Here is an 18,590-nt window from a genome sequence, read left to right on the forward strand (position 1 = left end):
GGAGCTCATGAACCCCGACCGCATCAACTGGACGCCCCCGCCCCGCGAAGCAGGCCAGCCGCCCGCCGAGCTGCGGCGCATCCTCCGGCTCTTCCGCCCGTACCGCGCACGCCTGGCGCTCGTCGGGCTGCTGGTCGGCGCATCGTCGCTGGTTTCGGTTGCCTCGCCTTTCCTGCTCCGAGCCATCCTCGACACCGCGATTCCGCAGGGCCGCACGGGTCTGCTGAGTCTGCTCGCCCTGGGCATGATCGCCACCGCGGTCGTGAACAGCGTCTTCGGCGTCCTGCAGACCCTGATCTCCACGACCGTCGGCCAGCGGGTCATGCACGACCTGCGCACAGCCGTCTACGGCCAACTCCAGCGGATGCCACTCGCGTTCTTCACGAGGACCCGAACCGGAGAGGTTCAGTCCCGCATCGCCAACGACATCGGCGGCATGCAGGCGACCGTCACCTCCACCGCGACCTCCCTGGTCTCCAACCTCACCGCCGTCATCGCCACGGTGGTGGCGATGCTCGCCCTCGACTGGCGGCTGACCGTCGTGTCCCTGCTGCTCCTCCCGGTGTTCGTCTGGATCAGCCGCAGGGTCGGCAGGGAGCGCAAAAGAATCACGACCCAGCGGCAGAAGCAGATGGCGGCGATGGCCGCCACGGTGACCGAGTCGCTGTCGGTCAGCGGAATCCTGCTCGGCCGCACCATGGGCCGCGCCGACTCGCTCACCCGGAGCTTCGCCGAGGAGTCCGAGCAACTCGTCGACCTCGAGGTGCGCTCCAGCATGGCCGGACGCTGGCGGATGTCGACCATCGGCATCGTCATGGCTGCCATGCCGGCCGTCATCTACTGGGCGGCGGGACTGTCGCTCCAGGCCGGCGGTCCCGCCGTTTCGATCGGCACGCTCGTCGCCTTCGTATCGCTTCAGCAGGGTCTGTTCCGGCCTGCTGTGAGTCTGCTGTCGACCGGCGTGCAGATGCAGACCTCGCTCGCGCTCTTCCAGCGGATCTTCGAGTACCTCGACCTGCCGGTGGACATCACCGAACCGGACGACCCGGTGCGGCTCGACAAGGTCCGCGGTGAGGTGCGCTTCCGGAACGTCGACTTCGCCTACGACGAGAAGTCCGGCCGTACTCTGCACGCCATCGACATCGCGGTGCCTCCGGGGGGCAGCCTGGCCGTCGTCGGACCCACCGGATCCGGCAAGTCCACCCTCAGCTACCTGGTGCCCCGGCTCTACGACGTCACCGGTGGCCACGTCACCCTCGACGGAGTCGACGTGCGCGAACTCGACTTCGCCACGCTGGCGCGCGCCGTCGGCGTGGTGTCGCAGGAGACCTATCTCTTCCACGCCTCCGTTGCGGACAACCTGCGCTTCGCCAAACCGGACGCCACCGACGCGGAGCTCGAGGAAGCCACCCGAGCCGCCCAGATCCACGACCACATCGCCGCACTGCCCGACGGATACGACACCCTGGTCGGCGAGCGGGGCTACCGGTTCTCCGGCGGTGAGAAGCAGCGCCTGGCGATCGCCCGTACGATCCTGCGCGACCCACCGGTGCTGGTCCTGGACGAGGCGACCAGCGCGCTCGACACCCGCACCGAACACGCCGTCCAGCAGGCCATCGACGGACTCTCCGCAGGCCGGACCACCATCACCATCGCGCACCGGCTCTCCACCGTGAGGGACGCCGACCAGATCATCGTGCTGGACGAGGGCCGGATCGCCGAGCGCGGCACGCACGAGGAGCTCCTTGCCCTGGACGGACGCTACGCGGCTCTGGTGCGCCGGGACAGCGAGCTGACACCCACCGTGTGATCCCGTTGCCGACGGCTCGGGGGCGCAGCCGGGCCACACGGCAGCGCCGCCGCTCCCGTGGGACGGGAAGCGACGGCGCCAGTCGAGACGGGTGTCAGATGAGCCAACCCACGAAGTGGACGACGCCGGCGAGCAGGTTGGTGAGGAAGTTCATGTGGTGCTTCTCCTTGTGCGTGGTGCATCAGTGGGACTGCGCACATACGGTCTGCAGCCCGTCGCTTGCGCACCGTAAGCATCCGGCTCCGGACGATGAGAAAGCCACGGAACCTCGTACGCTCACGCGTTCGGGGGAACAGGCGATCCCCTGTTCGTCTGTCCGGTTCATGCGGGTGCCGGAGCTCGGTCCAGCAGACGCTTGATATCGCGGACAGCAGCCCGTCCCGCCCGGTTGGCGCCGATGGTGGATGCGGAAGGCCCGTAACCGACCAGGTGAATCCGCTCGTCCCGCGCGGCGCGGGTCCCTTCCATCCGGATGCCACCGCCGGCCTCCCGGAGCTTCAGCGGGGACAGGTGGTCGATGGCCGCGCGGAAACCGGTGGCCCACAGGATGACGTCGGCCGCCACCATGCGTCCGTCGGCCCAGGTCACTCCCTCGGGGGTGATCAGGTCGAACATCGGCAGCCGGTCGAGTGTGCCGTTGGCGAGGGCGGCGCGGACCGCGTCGTTCACCGGCAACCCGGTCACCGAGACCACGCTCTGTGGCGGCAGGCCCCGGCGCACCCGTTCCTCGACCAGGGCGACTGCGGACCGCCCCCACTCCTCGTTGAACCGGCCTTCCCGGAACACCGGAGGCCTGCGCGTCACCCAGGTGGTGGCCTCGGCGGCCTCGGCGATCTCCATCAGATGCTGGGTGCCTGATGCCCCGCCGCCCACCACGACCACCCGCTGTCCGGCGAATTCCTGTGGACCGGGATAGTTCGCCGTGTGCAACTGGCGCCCGGCGAACGTCTCCTGGCCGGCATAACGAGGCCAGAACGGCCGGTCCCAGGTGCCCGTCGCATTGATCACCGCGCGGGCCGGCCACACGCCTTGTGACGTCTCGACCAGCAGCAAGCCGCCGTCCCCCTCCCGCACCGCCGACACCTCGACCGGCCGGTGCACGCGAAGGTCGAAGGCGTCCTCGTACGCCGTGAAGTACCCGGCGATGACCTCGGACGCCGGGCGGCCGCCGTCGGCGTCGGTGAGCTCCATTCCCGGCAGGGCGTGCATGCCGTGGACCTTGGCGTACGTCAGCGACGGCCAGCGGAACTGCCATGCGCCGCCCGGTCGGGGTGCATGGTCGAGCACCACGAAATCGCGGTCCGGAACCAGCCCGGCACGTCGCAAGTGGTGCGCGGCCGACAGGCCTGCCTGCCCGGCGCCTATGACCACCACGTCCACCGGATGTGCCGCAAAGTCGTTCACACCTCACCCAACGGGCCGGAAGGGTGAGATCTTCCCGCCGGAGATCTCCGTCCCATTGGCACAACAGACGCGCGCTTCCGCCACTCGGGAGTGAAAATGGTGCGCATGCCGGACGACAGCTTCACCACACGCATTCTGCATATCGACACGGGAACGGCCGAGCGGGTCGCCGATCTGACCGGGGACTGCGAGCAGTTTCTGCGGGAGACGGCGGCGGGCCGCGACGGCCTGCTCAATGTCTTCGTCCCGCACGCCACGGCCGGTATCGCCCTCATCGAAACCGGAGCGGGCAGTGACGACGATCTCCTCAGCGCGCTGCACGGACTACTGCCCGCCGACGACCGCTGGCAGCACCGCCATGGCAGCCCCGGACACGGCAGGGACCACGTTCTGCCCGCCTTCGTGGCCCCGCACGCGACACTTCCGGTGATCGGCGGCCGCCTTGAACTGGGCACCTGGCAGTCGGTCTGTCTGGTGGACACGAACGTCGATAATACGAACCGTCAGGTGCGGTTGAGTTTCCTCGGCTAGTCAGTCCCTCCGGTGGGACCGTAGAGGGGAAGTCCGGCCGCACCAAATGAATAGCAAGTAGCTCCAGCCTGGTGGGCGAAGGCCAGATGGTTCCGCCGCCTGAGGCGAACGGTAAGCCGATCCCCCGTCGTCCCTGAGTACGGTGCAGCCGCGGCTTCCCGGTCGCGCCTCACGATCGGCTCGTCCGGGAGGCTGTGGCGAGGTCGGCGGCGGTCCAAGCCATGGCGATGGCGCCGTCGATGACGGCGCGGTCGGCGACCGGTGTGATGCACGCGGCGGTGAATTCTGGCTGGTGGTTGACCGCGGGTGCGCAGTCCAGTCCGAGCATGGGATGGATGCTGGCGACGACGTGGGAGACGTTGCCCATGTCGGTGGCGGCTCCGGTGGCTGCGCCGCCGGGCAGGTCCGGGAAGGTTCGGCCGAGGGCTTCTGCGTTGGTCCGGTACAGCGCCAGTAGGCGGGGGTCGGGTCGCAGGTCGGCGTAGTCGGGGCCGGCCGGGGCGATCGACAGTTCACATCCGGTCGCGAGTGCCCCGGCTTCGAAGCAGCGCTGTACGCGTGCCGTGAGCGGTGCGAGCGCCGACAGTGTGTCCGAGCGGACGACCCATCGGCCTCGGCTGGCCTCCGGGATGATGTTCGCCGCGCTGCCGGCTTCAGTGACGATGCCCTGGATACGGTCCCCGCTCGTGGTCTGCTGGCGCATCAGTCCGATGGCCACCTGGGCGACGGTCATGGCGTCGGCGGCGTTGAGGCCGCGTTCGGGATAGGCACCCGCATGCGCGGGCGTACCGCGGTAGGACACGTCGAACATGGAGACCGCCGAGCCGGGCATGGCATCCATCTCGACGGCCGCGGGATGCACCATCATGGCGGCTTCGAGTCCGTCGAAGGCTCCACGTTCGAGCATCAGGACTTTGCCGCCGCCGCCTTCCTCGGCCGGTGTCCCGAGCACGGTGAGCGTGATTCCGAGGTCGTCGGCGAGGCCTGCCAGCCCAAGGCCGGCGCCCACCGCGGCGGCAGCGATCACGTTGTGTCCGCAGGCGTGGCCGATCTGCGGCAGCGCGTCGTATTCCGCGCAGACCGCGATGTGCAGTGGCCCGGAGCCCACGGTGGCACGGACCGCGGTGGGCAGGCCGTAGCAGCCGTGTTCGACCTCGAATCCAGCTTCGCTCAGGTGCTGGGCGACCCAGTCACTGGCTCGGATCTCCTGGAAGGCAAGTTCCGGATGGGCGTGGATCCGGTGGGACAGATCCACCAGTCCGTGTTCCGCTGTCCGGATCCGGCGCTCGATGATGCTCCGGGGATTCACCGGTGTGGTTCTCACCGCGCCGTCTGCGGGGCGATGTGGACGGTGGCCGGTCGGGTGGCGGCGTCATAGGCGGCGGTCGCACCCGTGGCTCCCATGCCGCTGTCGCCTGCGGGTTCGTAGACGCGTTCGGGGCCCCCACCCTGCCACTGATTGATCCAGACGACGCCTGCGGGGATCCGGGCGGCCGCGGCGATGTGGTCGGGGTCGTTGGTGTAGACCGTTGCGGCTAGGCCGAAGCGGGACCGGGAGGCACGCTCGAGGCCCTCTTCGAAGGAGGAGACGACCACGACGGGGGCGAGCGGGCCGAAGGTCTCCTCGTTCATCGCCAGCATTGACTCGTCGACACCGGTCAGAACTGTGGCCGGGTAGAAGAAGCCCTTGACGTCCGGATCGACCCCTCCCGCGCGGACCGTCGCACCGCGCTCGACCGCATCGGTGACGTGCCGCCGGACGATGTCGCGCTGACGCTCGTCGACCAGCGGGCCCATCATGACGCCGTCGTCGTGACCGTCGCCCATGGTGTACGTCCGCGCCGCCTGCACCAAGGCGTCGATGAACTCGTCGGCGATCTCCCGGTGCACGTAGACGCGTTCCATGGACGTGCAGATCTGCCCGGTGTTGACGAAGGCGCCGAACGCGACGGCGGCGGCCGTCGCGGCGGGGTCGACTGCCGCGTCGATGACGACGGGGTCCTTGCCGCCGAGTTCGAGCACCGCGCGGTGCAACAGCCTGCCGGTACCCGCTCCGACTTTCCGGCCGGCCTCGACAGATCCGGTGAAGTGCACGAGCTGGATCTGCTCGTGCTCAGCCAGAGGCGCTCCGGCACGCGCATCGCCGAGGACCAGGTTCACCACCCCCGGCGGCAGGTTCAGCAGCTCGAAGAGCCTCACGGCCGACAGCGGGGAGCGCTCCGAGGGCTTGACGACGACGGTGTTGCCGGCCGCCAGCAGGGGGCCGAGCGCGCCGAGAGCCATGGGAACCGGGAAGTTCCAGGGTGTGATCACCGCGGTGGTGCCCAGCGGATGACGCAGGATCCTCGTCGCGCTGCCGTCCGGGTGGCTGACCGTCTCGTCGAAGCTGTACGACAGCGCCTGGGTTGCCGCAGCCTTGAGGCCGGTCACCGCACCGTCGATGAAGGTGCGGCCGATCCCGGTCGGCTTGCCCATCTCCCGGCACTCGAGTTCGGCGAGTTCATCGGCGTGCTCGGCGATGGTGTCGGCCCAGACGGAGATGTTTGCGACGCGCTCTGCCAAGGGCAGCGCGGCCCATGCGGGCTGTGCCCGCGCGGCTGCGGCTACCGCGCGGTCGATGTCGCCCCGGCAGCCACCGGGAGCGCGGGCGACGACGTCCTCGGTCGCGGGGTTGACGACATCAAGCAGTGCGTCATTCAGGGAGTCCTCCCACATGCCGCCGATATAATTCTGCAAGGTCTTCATCGGGAAGGTCTCCTCCGTGGACAGAGCGGGGACCGTGGCACTGACCGGCCCGCTGAAAAGAATCGGCAAGCGGGGTTGTGTCAGGCGATCCGGTCGGCCATGAGTTCACCGACCATGATCGTGGCGAGATTGGTGTTGGCGCGGGGCACGGTCGGAAAGACCGACGCGTCGACCACGTGAAGGCCGTCCACGCCAAGGACGCGGCACTCGCTGTCGACGACCGTGCCGGGGTCGCTGGTCGCGCCCATGCGGCAGGTGCTGGTGCCGTGCTGCGCGTCCGCGACCGTCGCCAGCAAGTAGTCGTCGAGTCCGGTGTCGCTCTCCAGCACGCGGAACAGAGCCGCGTTCTCCTTCTCGAGCGAGCCAGCTGTGATCTCCGCGACCTCGGGCCGGCAGGCCACGTCGACCAGCGCCCGCACACCGTGGCGCATGCGGGCGAGGTCCGCCTCGTCGGACAACATCCGCTGCTGTACCAGCGGCTGGTCGGAGGGGTCGGCCGAGGCCAGCGTCAGCATGCCGCGGGAGTAGTGCTGGTTCAGCCAGATCCCGAAGGCTCCTGAACTGGTGCCGGTCGAGGCGGTGGCCATGGCCAGCACGTTCTGGTTGAGCGAGACGAACATCAAGTCGTTCTGCGGGGCGCTGGAGCCGCTGGTCCATCGGACGCAGACATTGGTGTGCCGATCGTGCGGCGTCTTGACCGCTGCCGCATCCGTCAGCGGGATCGATACCAGAGCCATCGGGTGGTCCTGCATGCCGCGCCCCACCGGAAGGTCGTGGCGCACGTCGATGCCCACAGAACGTAGGTGCGCCGCGGGGCCGACGCCGGAGCGCATGAGGATCGCAGGGGAGTGGATCACACCGGCACTGAGGACGACCGTGTCGGCCTGCTCGGTCACCACCTGTCCACCGACGAGCAGCCGGACTCCCGCCGCCCGGCTCCCAGCGAAGACCACCTGGTCGACGAGAGCGTCTCCGCGGATGGTGAGGGTGCTCAGTTCCCTGGCCGCCTCCAGGTATGCGTCGTTGACCGTCACCCGTCGACCATGACGCGAGTTGATCGGGTACGGCGAAACGCCGGTCGCCGAAGGCGCATTGACGTCCGGGGCCCAGCCGAAACCGGCCGCGAGAGCGGAACGGGCCAGCGCAGTGTCAACAGCGCCCCACTCGTCCTGCTGCATCCGATGGATCGGCGTCGGCCCACCACGGCCGTGGTACGGCTCGTCACCGAACTCCGTGTCGTCCTCCAGTTTCGCGAAGTAGGGCAGGACATCCTCCGGCGACCAACCCGAACAGCCAAGGGCCGCCCAGTCGTCGAAGTCCGCCATCGGCGGCCGGATCGCGATCTGTCCGTTGATCGACGAGCTGCCGCCGACCCCCCGACCGCGCCAGTAAGGCGCCTGCTGCTGCTTGTCGGTGCGGGAGGACGTCAGCCCCCTCCACATCAGCCCCTTGGCCGCTGTGGGATCCATCAACGCGACCACCGGGTTCGGTGAGCGCCACGCCTCATGCATCTGCGCCGACCGGTAATCGGGGCCCGCCTCCAACAGCAGGACGCGCTTGCCCTTCTCGGCCGAGCGAACCGCAAACGCCGCGCCCGCGGATCCCGCCCCCACCACGATGACGTCCCAGCCGTCGCTCGTCATATCTCGTCTCCCGCCGTAGGGTGATCGGTCGTGGCCTCGGAGGTCCGCAGGCTTGCCCGGTACTCTCCACTCGGGCAGACAGTTCAGTCAATACTGAACGTTCAACTTATTCTGATTCTTGGAGGACCTCGGTGTCCCAGGCAGCCGAGGGCGCCGACGCCCACGAAGCACTTGTCGGGGAGTTCGGCACGCATGTCGGCCGGGCGATGGGCTGGCCACCGATGGCCGGCCGGGCAGCCGGCCTCCTGATGCTGAGCGAGAAGCCGATGACCCTCGCCGAACTCCAGGACGCCCTCGATGCGAGCAAGGGGTCGGTTTCGGAGATGACGCGGCTGCTCGTCACCAACGGCACCGTGGAGCGCTACAAGGAGGCGGGACAGAGGCATTTCGTCTACCGCTGGAGGGACGACGCCTGGGTCGGGTGTCTGCAACACATCGTCGCTTCGACCGCACAACTTCGCGAGCTTGCCGAACGAGCGCAGGTGCGAGGCGCCAGGATGACGGCAGTGCAGCAGTGCCGGCTCAGCGAGATGCAGGAGTACTACCGCTTCATGACGAGCCATCTCGAGTCCCTGCTGTCGCAGTACACCGCCGGACGGGCATCTCGCGGGAAGCAGCCGTAACAGCGGGTCGACCGAGGACGGACTACGGCGCATCCGAGGCGGGTGGTAGCCGTTCGGGCGCCGGGAATAGTGCGCCCATCGCTCGCGGCATCGTCGAGGCGGTGCGCTCCGTGACGGACGGTTTTCGTGCCCACCACCGCGTTGAACCGTTCCGGGTGACGCATCACGTGGACTGCGTGGGGATCCCTGAACCGGCCGCGAAGTCCGCCTGACCTGTGCTGTTGCCGTTCGGATGGGTGATTCGGCCTCTTTCCCGCTGCGTCACATGGAGGGCGCATTCGGGTGGCTCGGGGGTTGTCCCGACGGAGGTTGGTGGATACGAACGTCGACAATACGAACCGTCAGGTGCGGTTGTCGTTTCTCGGGCAGGTATGAGGACATCACGGCTGTAGTGGTGATTTCCGGCCGTACCGAGTGAGGGGCTCGTCCAGCTCTGGTTGGGCCGTGCGAGGGCTCCTGTGCGGCGATGTCTGCCTGGGGCGGAGGGTCGCTGACGGGCCCGTCCCCGCGTGGCACAACAGACTTCACCGTGTGCCAGGCCCGCTTCGTAGGCCCGGACAACTCTCAGGTTGTCCCGCACGCTGGTCGTCCCGCACGCTGTGCGGCTTGTGCCGGAGGACCGCTTGCGCGACGAGCCGGGCCGGCAGGTTCGACTTCCGCCGGCGCAGCTCGGCATCGCGGTCCTCCCGTCCTTTCATGGCGGTGTTGAAATGACGGTCAGCGGGTGAAGGTGAACCAATTGACGTTGACGAAATCGGCGGTGCTCTCCGCGAAGGTGAGGTACACGTCGTGCACGCCGGTCACCCCCCGCGTGATGTTGGCAGGCACCGTGTGCCAGGCCTGCCAGCCGCCGGTGGAGCCGAGGTCGATCTCGGCGATCTGCGGCCCGGTGGCGCTGTCCACGCGCACCCGGATCGCGCCGCTGACGCCGGCGCCCGCACCCGAGGCGACCCGGCCCAGGAATTGGGTGGGGGAGGAGGAGCCGAAGTCCACCGAGGCGTACTTCAGCCAGTCCCCGGCGGCGAGGTACCCCACGTCGCGGCCGCCTCCGGTATCGGTGCAGGTCTCGGTCTGAGTGCCGTTCTGGGCGGCGTAGCTCTCCGCCTGGAGGGTGGAGTACGCACTCGTCCCGCCGCCGCCCGGCGGGTTCGTCGCTGCGCCGCCCGGGCCGAGGGTGACGGACCAGGACGTGGGGGCCGGGTCTTGGAGGTGACCGTCCACCGGGGCCGCACCGGTGGGGCCGACGTCGTCGTACGGGAAGGCGTAGCCGATGCTCGCGTACTGGTGCACCAGGCGGGCATAGTGGTTGGTGGTCGACTCCGTGTAGTACTGGGCGGGCGTGACCCCGTTCGGCTGGGAATCGCCGCCGGAGACCAGGAGGTCGGAGCGGTTGAGGGCGGCGGCGAGGCGAGCTGCGACGGCGGAGCGGGCGTCGGCGCCGGAGTTGTACAGGGGGCCGCTCGCGCAGCCGAAGATGTCGGCCGCGGAAGGTCTGGTGAACGGAACGCCGTTGGTGTTGAGTCCGGAGAAGGTGAGCACGTCGCCGGTGACGGTCCCCGAGTAGGCGCCGATCGAGCCCTGCCCGTCCACGGTGAGGGTGTGGGTGCGGTAGTAGTCCCACACCCGGTCCAGGTACGGGCTCCAGTACGAGCCGAAGTCCGCCGGCGCGTGCGAGGGCGCCAGCACGCGCAGGACGGTGCCCGATGAGTCGGTCGCCACCAGTTGGTCCCAGGGCGCCCCGTCCGCCGCGTGCTGGGCCCGTAGTCCGGAGGCGATGGAGGCCAGGGCCCCCGACGGCAGCGCGGGCACCGACTGGTTCCCGACGGCGCCGGTGGTGGCCATCGAGACCGGCATGGCGACCATGTCGACGTAGCTGATGTTCGCGTACAGGTTCGCCGCGTTGTAGGTGAACTCGCAGAAGGTCCAACCCGTGGTCCAGTTGGGATCCGAGCTGGTGAAGCCGGGCTGCACCAGACCGGGGACGCCGCCGTTGCCGCCCGGCGGGTTGACGAAGAACTGGATCTTGCGCCCCGTCGAGAACCAGACGCGGCCGCCGATCACGTAGTCGCCGAGCGTCAGACGGGCGGGCGCGGAACCCGATGCGCCGAGCGGGATGGCGTAGTCCGGCGCGGGGGTCAGGACCGAGGACGGGCTCGGCAGCCGGTGAAAGACCCCGTCCGCGGTGACGAAGCCGGGCCAGCCTGAGGTGTCGGCGCCGGAGATGTAGGCGTAGACCGGTGCGGAGCTGCCCGAGTTGTTCGCGAGCACGATCGGGAGAGCTGCGGCGAGGACACTCGGCCCCGGGCGGGCGGCGGCGGTGGCGGTGCCGGCTGTGGCCAGGGGAAGAGCGGCCGCGGTGGCCACTGCGGTGGTGAGAAGGGCACGGCGGGATAGCACAACGGACTCCTGGGAGTGTGGGTTTGTTGCCGCAAGGAGTTGGGGGGAACCTTGACGCCCGAGAGTCGACCGGGCGCAACCGGATGGCCGGCGCGGGCCGAGGCGGACCTCAGGAGACCGCGCGAGCCGCGCCGGCCACCGTTCGGGGGGCGGAGGGCGGCGCGGCCGGGAGTGCGTGCGGTCACCTCACGCCGTGGTGAGTGTGAGGTGGTATCGGTTCAGGATCTCGTTGACCGGCTGGTACCAGGTCTCACCGCCGCTGCTGCAGTTGCCCCAGCCGCCGGAGGTGACGCCCTGCGCTTGGTCGCCGCTGATGAAAGAGCCACCGGAGTCGCCGGGTTCGGCGCAGACATTCGTCTTGGTCATCTCATGTACCGCTCCCTCGCTGTAGTTGACGGTTTCGTTCTTGGCGAGCACGGTGCCGCAGTGCCAGTGCGAGGTCGAGCCGGAGCGGCAGATGGAGGCGCCGATGGGTGCCTCGGCCGAGCCGCGCACGAGCTGGTCGGAGACGGTTCCCCAGCCGAGTACGACCGGCACGGTCCACCAGCCGCTGCCGACGTTGACCCAGGAGTAGTCGTTGTCCGGGAAGGAGGAGCCTTGGAAGTTGCCGATGTAGGTGTGGTCCCAGCCGTAGACGGCGGCGCCGGGCTGGGCGCAGTGTCCGGCACTGATGAAACCGCCGGACACGGAGAAGCCTATGGAGCAACGCACGTTGCCCGTGTAATAGGGGTCGCCTCCCACGGTGCCGGCCGCGAGGGTGCGAGGAGTGTGGTCGGTCCGGCTCACGGTGACCGGGCCCGCCTTGCGGGCTCGGGCAACGAAGCTGCGGACATCGTTGTCCTGCTGGTGGGCGGCGACCACGTCCAGGGTGATGGAGTTGTTCCGGGGGTCGACGTGCCAGCCGGCCACCCCGATGGGCGCGTGAAGGGCGTTGACGCGCTTCATCGTCGCGTTCAGTTGCCGTTCGCTGTGCTGGACGAGTGTCACCCGGGCGCCGGTTGCCTCGACGGCTTTACGGGTGCCGGTGCGGGTGAGGGCCACGACGAGCTTTCCGCTCGTCGCGTCGAACCATGACCCCCCGTACGAATGGCCTGCCGCTCGTTTGGCGCTGCGTTCGACCTGGCGGGCCGCCGTTTCGGCGGCGAGCCGGCCGGCCGCCTCGGTCCGAGTGAGCCCGAGGTCGTGCTGCATGGCACTCAGTAGATCGTCCGAGGCAGGGGCCTGACGGGCGGCGGTGGCGGTGGAAGGCGTGGACGTGCCGTCAGCCGCCGCTTCGGTGAGCCCGACGGTCGTGGCGGTCAGGAGAAGGCCTGCCGAAAGCACTGCGCGAAGAACTATTGCTTTTCTCAAGGTGGTTGCCTTTCGTCGATCCGGAGTTCGGTGGGGGTGCGAAGGGCAGAGACTGAGAGCGCTCTCACGGTTGGGCGGTTTCACAGTAGCGCCGTTGATTTGGCAGGTCCATACCATGTTCGTTGGTCATGCCCAGGAGCCCTCCTGGCTTGTCGGCGACGGCGTGCGCGGTCCGAACGTCGCGGGTGCTTGCGCGACCATGTGCGTCCGGCCGCGGTCGAGCACAACCGGAGCATGCGAGAGCTCGGCCGACCTGCCTATCGGCTGGGCCGCTGAGCGAGATGCGCCGGGCGCTTCCTGACGTCGGGGCTCCTCCCAGCTCCTGGACGAGAACCGACAGTTGCCGATCACGTGCGGAGCCGGATGAGGAGGGCAGCAGCGGTGATGGTGCCGAGGAAGATGTAGCCCCGCTTGCACGAGGTGGTAGGTATCGTGGAATCCGTGGGCTGTGACGTCAAAAACGTCCGGCCGGACGAGCGTTTCCTCGTCGGTGACAACGCGTCGGGCTGGAGAGATCCTGCCTCCGAGAACGGCCACCCGACCCAGTTGGGCGGATCGTTCGGGCGACTCACGTTCGCGAATCTGGAGCAAGGCGTATCGTCGAGCTCTTCCATTGCGGCGGTGCCGACGCCAACACCGCGAAAATTTCCGATGGAATATCCGGCGAAGCGGCCCTCCATGGGGCTGTCATGTTTTCAACGGGATTCATGGGCGCCGAGCACGGCACCACCCCGATGGACGGGACCACAGATGTTCTCGCCTCACGGCCCCGTGAGCATGATGACGACATCGGTGGGACGGGCGACCTCACGGGCCGCTTCCTCCTGCCCGCGCTGGCCGCCCTGCCCACGGCGGGACACATCGACGACCGGTTCGGCTTGACGGCCGCCAGCCGGGAGGACTGGGACCGCGAGCGGTACCGGGAGTCGGCCGTGGCCAGCTCGACCAGCAAGGCACCGACCTCCCGGCCGACGCCCGGCGAGCCGTCACGGCGTCGGCGGACTACCGCAGGGCCGATGTCACTGACCCCGCGGACGTGGCCGCGGCGGTCGCCGGTGACGACCCCGTAGCCGTCTACCTCGCCCCCCGGCGCTCTTCCCGGTGACGGTGACCGCGTTGCACGAGGCGAGACTGCCCCGGGGTCGTCGCATCGTCCTGGAGAAACCTTTCGGTGAGGACCTGGTCGGCGCACGGTGAATCGGCTGCTCGCCGATCTCGTCCCGGTTCTTTGTCGATGAACTGTGACTCACTGCTTCAGCGGGTCGTGGCCCCAGTTCATCAATGAGTGACGCCACCGGCTCTCCTGGATGTCACCGGAGGGTCGCTGGGCCAAATGGCGGTGAATGTAGCCATTGACCTTTTGCATGTGCGTGAAGTCGTCCTCCGACAGATCTGCTTTCTTGCTCTGCAGGATGTGCACGATGTGGCGTCCGGAGGCGTGGCCCGTCGACTCGCCACCTTCCTTGTGCTGACCTGCTTCCTCGGATTCCTTCGTGCCCAGCCATTTCTTCAACTCTGTGGCCGTCATGTTGACGAGGCGGCTGAAGTCCTGCCGCACTTGTTCCTGCTCTGATGAGTTCACCGTCAGGTGTCTTTCTTCGGGTGAAGCGCGTCGGGCTTGTGTACTGCGGCCTTGCCAGATTTGGCACTGCGAACCTTGTACTGCGGATCGTCCGACGACGCGTCCACGGTTCGGCCGGCGGCTTCGGTGCGTTCGGTGATTTCTTCCTCGACGCGGCCCTCCGCTTCACTGCCATGGCTCTTCCACCCGACCTTGTCACCCTTGCGTGGTTTCCTCTGCTTGCTCATCTCGCTCCTCCACGTCGTCGCGTCGTTGCGAGCAAGTCGCCCGGGCCGTCCGGTGCCTCAGGGGGTGCTGCCCGGTGGGCCAGATGGCCGTGTGTGCGGCGGTCTTCTCTCATCAGGGCTTCCTAGAGGTGATGTGGGCCGGAGGCGAGCCGGTCGCGGACCTTCTCCTGGGTTCAGGGCTGGTTGCGAGCTTGCTCGCCCGCCTGTGAGGCGGCCTCCTGCTCGGAGCCGGCACCGGCTGTGCTGAGCCTGCCGCCGGCGCTTTCCAGGTGGGCGCGGACGAACCATTGGAACAGTTCGAGGCTGCGCAGGTTCTCGATGAGCAGGTCCTGGGTCACCGGGTCGGGCTCTTCGGTGGCGCGTACGGCGTCGCGGTGGTCCTCAATGAGTTTGCTGTAGACGAGATCGAGAGCGCCGAGGTGCTCGATGGCTTCGGCCCGGCCGACGGTGTAGTCGTTCCAGGAGCGCTCGGCGACCAGGACCCCCGGTGTTCCCGGGGGAGATCCGCCGAGAGTGGAAATCCGCTCGGCGACGTTGTCGATCATTTCCCGCACGGCTTCCACCTGCGGGTCGAGCATCTCGTGCACGGCGATGAAGTGCGGCCCCACCACGTTCCAGTGAATGTGTTTCAACGTGAGAGCGAGGTCGTTGAGGGCGTGCAGACGTACTCGCAGCAGTTGGATGACCTCACTGCCGTTGGTGCTGGACATGCCGGGGACCGTGTACTTGGGTGCGGGCGGGGTGCTGCTCACCAGATGTCTCCCTTACCGTGCGGTCCGCAGGTCTCGATCGGCTCCTGTGCCTCATTCGAGCACCGGCCCGGCTGCGGCGCGCGGTATCGCCGGTCGAGGAACCGCCATCTGGCCCAGGGATTGACTGCCCGCTGCCCGCTGCCCGCGCAGTGTGCGCAGTTCGGCCCTCGACACGCCGCGTCTGAGAGCTGCAAGCCGCTCACCGGCCGGTCCGGCCATGGGTGGACCCTTGGTGACCGGGCACGGGGAGTTGTACGGCCTCTCCTGGTCGGGCGACGACATCAGGGCGGCTCGCCATGCGGGCGCTCATCCGCCGGTGAGCAGGGCGAGGGCACGCATGCCGGCTGAGTGCGGCGAGGTGACGGCAGGGGCGCCACGGCCAACGCCACCCTGACCGGCTGGGGACCTGCACCGCCTCCGCCGACCAGCGGTGGACGACGAACCAAACATTCCGACAGGCGGCACCGGCGGTGCCCGGCGGGTCCGGGATGCCGGACCCGCCGGGCGACAGCGGAGGCGCGTGGCCGGCCGGCGTAGGTCTCGTGGGGTCAGGTTGGGACCGGTCATTGCGGGCTGGGTCCTACGGCTGGCAGCTGCCGTCCGAGACTTGCAGGCCCTTGTCGGCGCCTGCCGTCCGGCTCACGATGTCCGGCACGCAACTGGCCTCGTCGAGGCTGTAGGAGTACGGGATGCTGACCGTGGTGTTGGACTGGGGGTTGGGGCCTGCCGGGTGGTTCTCGCTGCCGGGGCTGGACCAGGTCACGTTGTCGAAGACGTTGCCGCTCACCTGCCAGTAACCGGCCTTGTCGGTGTAGAAGGTGCCCAGGACGTCCTTGGAGTCCTTGAAGTAGTTGTTGTCCACCTTGGCGTGGGCTCCGACCCGGGAGTTGATGCCGGACTTGTTGAGGTCCACGTAGTAGTTGTTGTAGATGTGGGCTGTGCCGCCCCGCAGCAGGGGTGCGCGGGAGTCGAGGTTCTCGTACAGGTTGTGGTGGTACGTGAGGAAGCTGCTCGACAGGTCGCTGTCACTGTGGCCCACGAGGCCGCCGCGGCCGGAGTTGCGCAGGACGCTGTAGGACAGGGTCACGTACTGGGTGTTGTCCTTCACGTCGAAGAGGCTGTCGTACCCTTCCTCCTCGCCGCCCGACGCCTCGAGAGTGGCGTGGTCGACCCAGACGTTGTGAACGTTCCTCTCCATGCCGATGGCGTCTCCGCCGTTGGAGGTGGGGGAGCCGGACTTCTTGACGTTCCGGACGGTGACGTTCTGGACGATGATGTTGCCGGCGTCGCGGATATGGATCCCCAACTGGTCGAATACGGCACCACTGCCGACCCCGACGATCTTGACGTTGCTGACCTGTTTGAGCTCGATCACGTCGTCGGCGGTGCTGCAGCTCTTACCCGACACCTTGCTCGTGTTGCCGTGGTTGATGGTTCCCTCGACTTCGATGGTGATCGGGGTGCTGCTACTGGCCCGGCCGCACAGGGCCGCATTGATGGCGGTTCCCGTCGTGGCCCGCACCGTCTTCCCACCCGCACCGCCGGTGGTGCCACCGTTCTGGGTCGCGTAACCGGTGGCGCCACCGGTCGCCGCCGACGCGTCGGGCACGGACAGAACCGCACCGGTCGCGGCCGCAAGGGCCATCGTGGCCAGCGCCGCATGGAGTCGCAGTACAACTGTTCTCTGCATTCTTGGCTCCTCGTTCAGCTTCGATGCTCGGCACTTGCTTCTGCTGATGTGCTCTCTTCGGCAGGGTGTTGAGGGCGCTGACCTGCCGTCGGACGGCCCCCACACGGAGGTGGCCGGCTGAGGGTTCCGGCGCGCTTCGGCGAGCGGTCGGCCCTCCGGCTGCGTTTGATCGGCGACGCGCTGGGAGACCCGCCCGCGTGATCCGTCACGCGGCGGCCGGGACCGTCGGACACCGCGCTGGACGGCGTCGCCCGGGCGGTTCCGTCAGGGCGCGTTCAGGATGTTGCGTTCCGGGTGACCGGTGCACTCACGGCGTCACCACTTTGCCTCCGAAGGTCACGGCGAGGTGGCCGTCCGAGGCGAAGGACCAGCCCAGAGCGCCGGTGTAGGAGGAGCACCGGGACCCGTTCGTGCCGGTCCAGAACTGGTTCGAACTGTCGGCATTGCCGACGACCTTGTCGTTCGAGCCGCTGGTGCTGCGGCACGAGGTGTTGTTCCGGAACACTGAACTTCCGTCGTCGAACGAGAAGTTGCGCTCACCGTTGCTGATACTGGCGTTGTTCGAGATGGACATCGTGCCGGGGTTGCTGTTGTAGGTGAATCCGTGGTGACCGTTCATGTAGGCGATGCTGTGCCGGACGGTGTGGTTGACCTTGATGTCGTCGCCGCCGAGCTTGTAGCCGTTGCGGTCACCGTTCTTGTTCTGGGTGCCGTTGCTGAGGGTGCCGTTGCCGTAGGAGAGGGAGTACTCGATGGTCACCGGGCCGATGGGGCCAGTGTCTGTCTTCGTGAAGAGGTCCCAGCCGTCGTCGATGTTGTTGTGGGACACGTCGTAGCGGAAGACGTTCCCGCTCCCGGTGGTGAGCTTCGAGGCGAATCCGTCGGCATCCTCGCCGTCGGAGTCGGAGTTGTCATGCGACTCCGAACTCACGATCAGGTTGTTGGAAGGCCACTGGGATGTGGGTGTGCTGGAGGAGATCCGGCCGAGCTGCAGTCCGGTGTCGCGGTTGTACGCCGTCACCGACCGCTCGACGACGTTGTTGCTCCCGCCGACGTAGATTCCGTTGTCCCCGGCATGCTGGACGGCCAGGCCGTACAGGTGCCAGTAGTTGGCGTTCAACTGGATGCCACGGTTGGACGAGCTCTCGCTCTGCGCCGAGAAGTTCAACACCGGTTTCTCGCCCATGTAGGCGGACAGGGTGGTGCGGGCGCTGGAGGTGCCGTTCTTGCCGGCCGGGATGGTGACCGTGGAGGAGTAACTGTACGTTCCACCGCGCAGGTAGATCGTGCCACCGGGGGTGATGCGGCTGATCGCCGAGGTGAGCGTGGTCGGGGCCGACTGGGTTCCGGCCGCGCTGTCCTTGCCGTTCGGCGCGACGTAGAGGACGGCACCCGCGGCCTGCACAGCGCTGACAGCTGTGGGCAGGGCGTTGCTGCGGGCGCCGTGCACCGACACGGCCTGCGCCGTGTTACCGGACAGTGTGAGGAGGGCGCCGGCCAGCAGGCTGACGGATGCTGTTGCGGCTCTCGATTGCATCGCTTGTCTCCAGATTCGTTGTGGGGGGTGCGGTGTCCGCAGGCCCTGTCGTCGGAGGGCGGGCCTTTGGTCCGGCGACGGAAGAGCGGGCGCACGAACTGGTCCCTGTCTGCGGCAGCTCCCCCACTGGCGGGGGAGCTGTTCGACTGCTTGAACGGGCGGGGCGTCACAGACGGGAGAAAGCGCTTTCTCCGACGACGGTAAGGACTTGCCGTGACCGCGTCAATAGAGCGGTCTCTTGAATTCTGTCCACGTAGATGAATCCAGGCGGCGGTCGTATGAGGCGGGCGCACAGGGGG

The 18,590-nt window shown here is 68.1% G+C and carries 15 protein-coding genes and 1 pseudogene; 5 read left to right on the plus strand and 11 right to left on the minus strand.

Annotated features, from left to right (window positions below):
* The first annotated feature begins 7 nt into the window (after positions 1–7).
* On the plus strand, positions 8–1,810 hold the full coding sequence (locus AB0M87_RS12810; RefSeq protein ID WP_365851982.1) for an ABC transporter ATP-binding protein: 1,803 nt from the start codon (positions 8–10) through the stop codon (positions 1,808–1,810).
* A 321-nt stretch (positions 1,811–2,131) separates the two neighbouring features.
* Here AB0M87_RS12810 and AB0M87_RS12815 read toward each other — a convergent pair whose 3' ends face one another.
* Complete coding sequence (locus AB0M87_RS12815) at positions 2,132–3,214, minus strand: NAD(P)-binding domain-containing protein (protein WP_365851983.1); 1,083 nt, start codon at positions 3,212–3,214, stop codon at positions 2,132–2,134.
* Between the two features lie 105 nt (positions 3,215–3,319).
* On the opposite strand from AB0M87_RS12815, the gene AB0M87_RS12820 reads away from it, so the two are divergent.
* Positions 3,320–3,745, plus strand: a complete 426-nt coding sequence (locus AB0M87_RS12820) for a YjbQ family protein (RefSeq protein ID WP_365851984.1) — start codon at positions 3,320–3,322, stop codon at positions 3,743–3,745.
* A 169-nt stretch (positions 3,746–3,914) separates the two neighbouring features.
* Here the strand turns inward: AB0M87_RS12820 and AB0M87_RS12825 are convergent, their stop codons facing one another.
* The 3 genes from AB0M87_RS12825 to AB0M87_RS12835 all read right to left on the minus strand — a co-directional run bounded on the left by AB0M87_RS12825 (position 3,915) and on the right by AB0M87_RS12835 (position 8,133).
* Complete coding sequence (locus AB0M87_RS12825) at positions 3,915–5,054, minus strand: M20 family metallopeptidase (RefSeq protein ID WP_365851985.1); 1,140 nt, start codon at positions 5,052–5,054, stop codon at positions 3,915–3,917.
* An 11-nt stretch (positions 5,055–5,065) separates the two neighbouring features.
* Positions 5,066–6,490, minus strand: coding sequence for an aldehyde dehydrogenase family protein (locus tag AB0M87_RS12830; protein ID WP_365851986.1), 1,425 nt, complete (start codon positions 6,488–6,490; stop codon positions 5,066–5,068).
* An 80-nt stretch (positions 6,491–6,570) separates the two neighbouring features.
* Positions 6,571–8,133, minus strand: a complete 1,563-nt coding sequence (locus tag AB0M87_RS12835; RefSeq protein ID WP_365851987.1) for a GMC family oxidoreductase N-terminal domain-containing protein — start codon at positions 8,131–8,133, stop codon at positions 6,571–6,573.
* Between the two features lie 131 nt (positions 8,134–8,264).
* On the opposite strand from AB0M87_RS12835, the gene AB0M87_RS12840 reads away from it, so the two are divergent.
* Positions 8,265–8,756, plus strand: a complete 492-nt coding sequence (locus AB0M87_RS12840; protein WP_365851989.1) for a hypothetical protein — start codon at positions 8,265–8,267, stop codon at positions 8,754–8,756.
* A 717-nt stretch (positions 8,757–9,473) separates the two neighbouring features.
* Here the strand turns inward: AB0M87_RS12840 and AB0M87_RS12845 are convergent.
* Positions 9,474–11,153, minus strand: coding sequence for a beta-1,3-glucanase family protein (locus tag AB0M87_RS12845; protein ID WP_365851990.1), 1,680 nt, complete (start codon positions 11,151–11,153; stop codon positions 9,474–9,476).
* A gap of 186 nt (positions 11,154–11,339) precedes the next feature.
* On the minus strand, positions 11,340–12,503 hold the full coding sequence (locus AB0M87_RS12850; RefSeq protein ID WP_365851991.1) for a S1 family peptidase: 1,164 nt from the start codon (positions 12,501–12,503) through the stop codon (positions 11,340–11,342).
* A gap of 689 nt (positions 12,504–13,192) precedes the next feature.
* Between AB0M87_RS12850 and AB0M87_RS12855 the strand changes: the two genes are divergently transcribed.
* Both AB0M87_RS12855 and AB0M87_RS12860 read left to right on the plus strand, forming a co-directional pair.
* Complete coding sequence (locus AB0M87_RS12855; protein WP_365851992.1) at positions 13,193–13,573, plus strand: hypothetical protein; 381 nt, start codon at positions 13,193–13,195, stop codon at positions 13,571–13,573.
* A gap of 37 nt (positions 13,574–13,610) precedes the next feature.
* The gene (locus AB0M87_RS12860; protein WP_365852649.1) at positions 13,611–13,700 is read left to right on the plus strand and encodes a hypothetical protein; all 90 of its coding nucleotides are present in this window, start codon (positions 13,611–13,613) and stop codon (positions 13,698–13,700) included.
* Positions 13,701–13,749: 49 nt separating this feature from the next.
* Here the strand turns inward: AB0M87_RS12860 and AB0M87_RS12865 are convergent, their stop codons facing one another.
* The 5 genes and pseudogenes from AB0M87_RS12865 to AB0M87_RS12885 form a co-directional block, all read right to left on the minus strand.
* Entirely contained in the window at positions 13,750–14,085 is a 336-nt protein-coding gene (locus tag AB0M87_RS12865; protein ID WP_365851993.1) for a DUF3140 domain-containing protein, read from the minus strand.
* Positions 14,086–14,087: 2 nt separating this feature from the next.
* Entirely contained in the window at positions 14,088–14,312 is a 225-nt protein-coding gene (locus AB0M87_RS12870; RefSeq protein ID WP_365851994.1) for a DUF2945 domain-containing protein, read from the minus strand.
* 173 nt (positions 14,313–14,485) lie between these two features.
* Entirely contained in the window at positions 14,486–15,022 is a 537-nt protein-coding gene (locus AB0M87_RS12875) for a DNA starvation/stationary phase protection protein (RefSeq protein WP_365852651.1), read from the minus strand.
* A gap of 631 nt (positions 15,023–15,653) precedes the next feature.
* Positions 15,654–16,754, minus strand: a pseudogene (locus AB0M87_RS12880) (pectate lyase); the annotation flags it as partial.
* Between the two features lie 307 nt (positions 16,755–17,061).
* Positions 17,062–18,291 (minus strand): right-handed parallel beta-helix repeat-containing protein, encoded by a 1,230-nt coding sequence (locus tag AB0M87_RS12885; protein WP_365851995.1) that lies wholly within the window; start codon positions 18,289–18,291, stop codon positions 17,062–17,064.
* Positions 18,292–18,590: the final 299 nt, after the last annotated feature.

The organism is Streptomyces sp. NPDC051320, from assembly GCF_040682175.1.
In the GTDB taxonomy this organism is placed as follows: Bacteria; Actinomycetota; Actinomycetes; order Streptomycetales; family Streptomycetaceae; genus Streptomyces.

Excerpts from the sequence above, each read along its gene's own strand:
- AB0M87_RS12855 (WP_365851992.1), top strand. The coding sequence starts at position 13,193 with ATGTTTTCAACGGGATTCATGGGCGCCGAGCACGGCACCACCCCGATG.
- AB0M87_RS12835 (WP_365851987.1), bottom strand. The coding sequence starts at position 8,133 with ATGACGAGCGACGGCTGGGACGTCATCGTGGTGGGGGCGGGATCCGCG.
- AB0M87_RS12810 (WP_365851982.1), top strand. The coding sequence starts at position 8 with ATGAACCCCGACCGCATCAACTGGACGCCCCCGCCCCGCGAAGCAGGC.
- AB0M87_RS12820 (WP_365851984.1), top strand. The coding sequence starts at position 3,320 with ATGCCGGACGACAGCTTCACCACACGCATTCTGCATATCGACACGGGA.
- AB0M87_RS12870 (WP_365851994.1), bottom strand. The coding sequence starts at position 14,312 with ATGAGCAAGCAGAGGAAACCACGCAAGGGTGACAAGGTCGGGTGGAAG.
- AB0M87_RS12830 (WP_365851986.1), bottom strand. The coding sequence starts at position 6,490 with ATGAAGACCTTGCAGAATTATATCGGCGGCATGTGGGAGGACTCCCTG.
- AB0M87_RS12875 (WP_365852651.1), bottom strand. The coding sequence starts at position 15,022 with ATGTCCAGCACCAACGGCAGTGAGGTCATCCAACTGCTGCGAGTACGT.
- AB0M87_RS12885 (WP_365851995.1), bottom strand. The coding sequence starts at position 18,291 with ATGCAATCGAGAGCCGCAACAGCATCCGTCAGCCTGCTGGCCGGCGCC.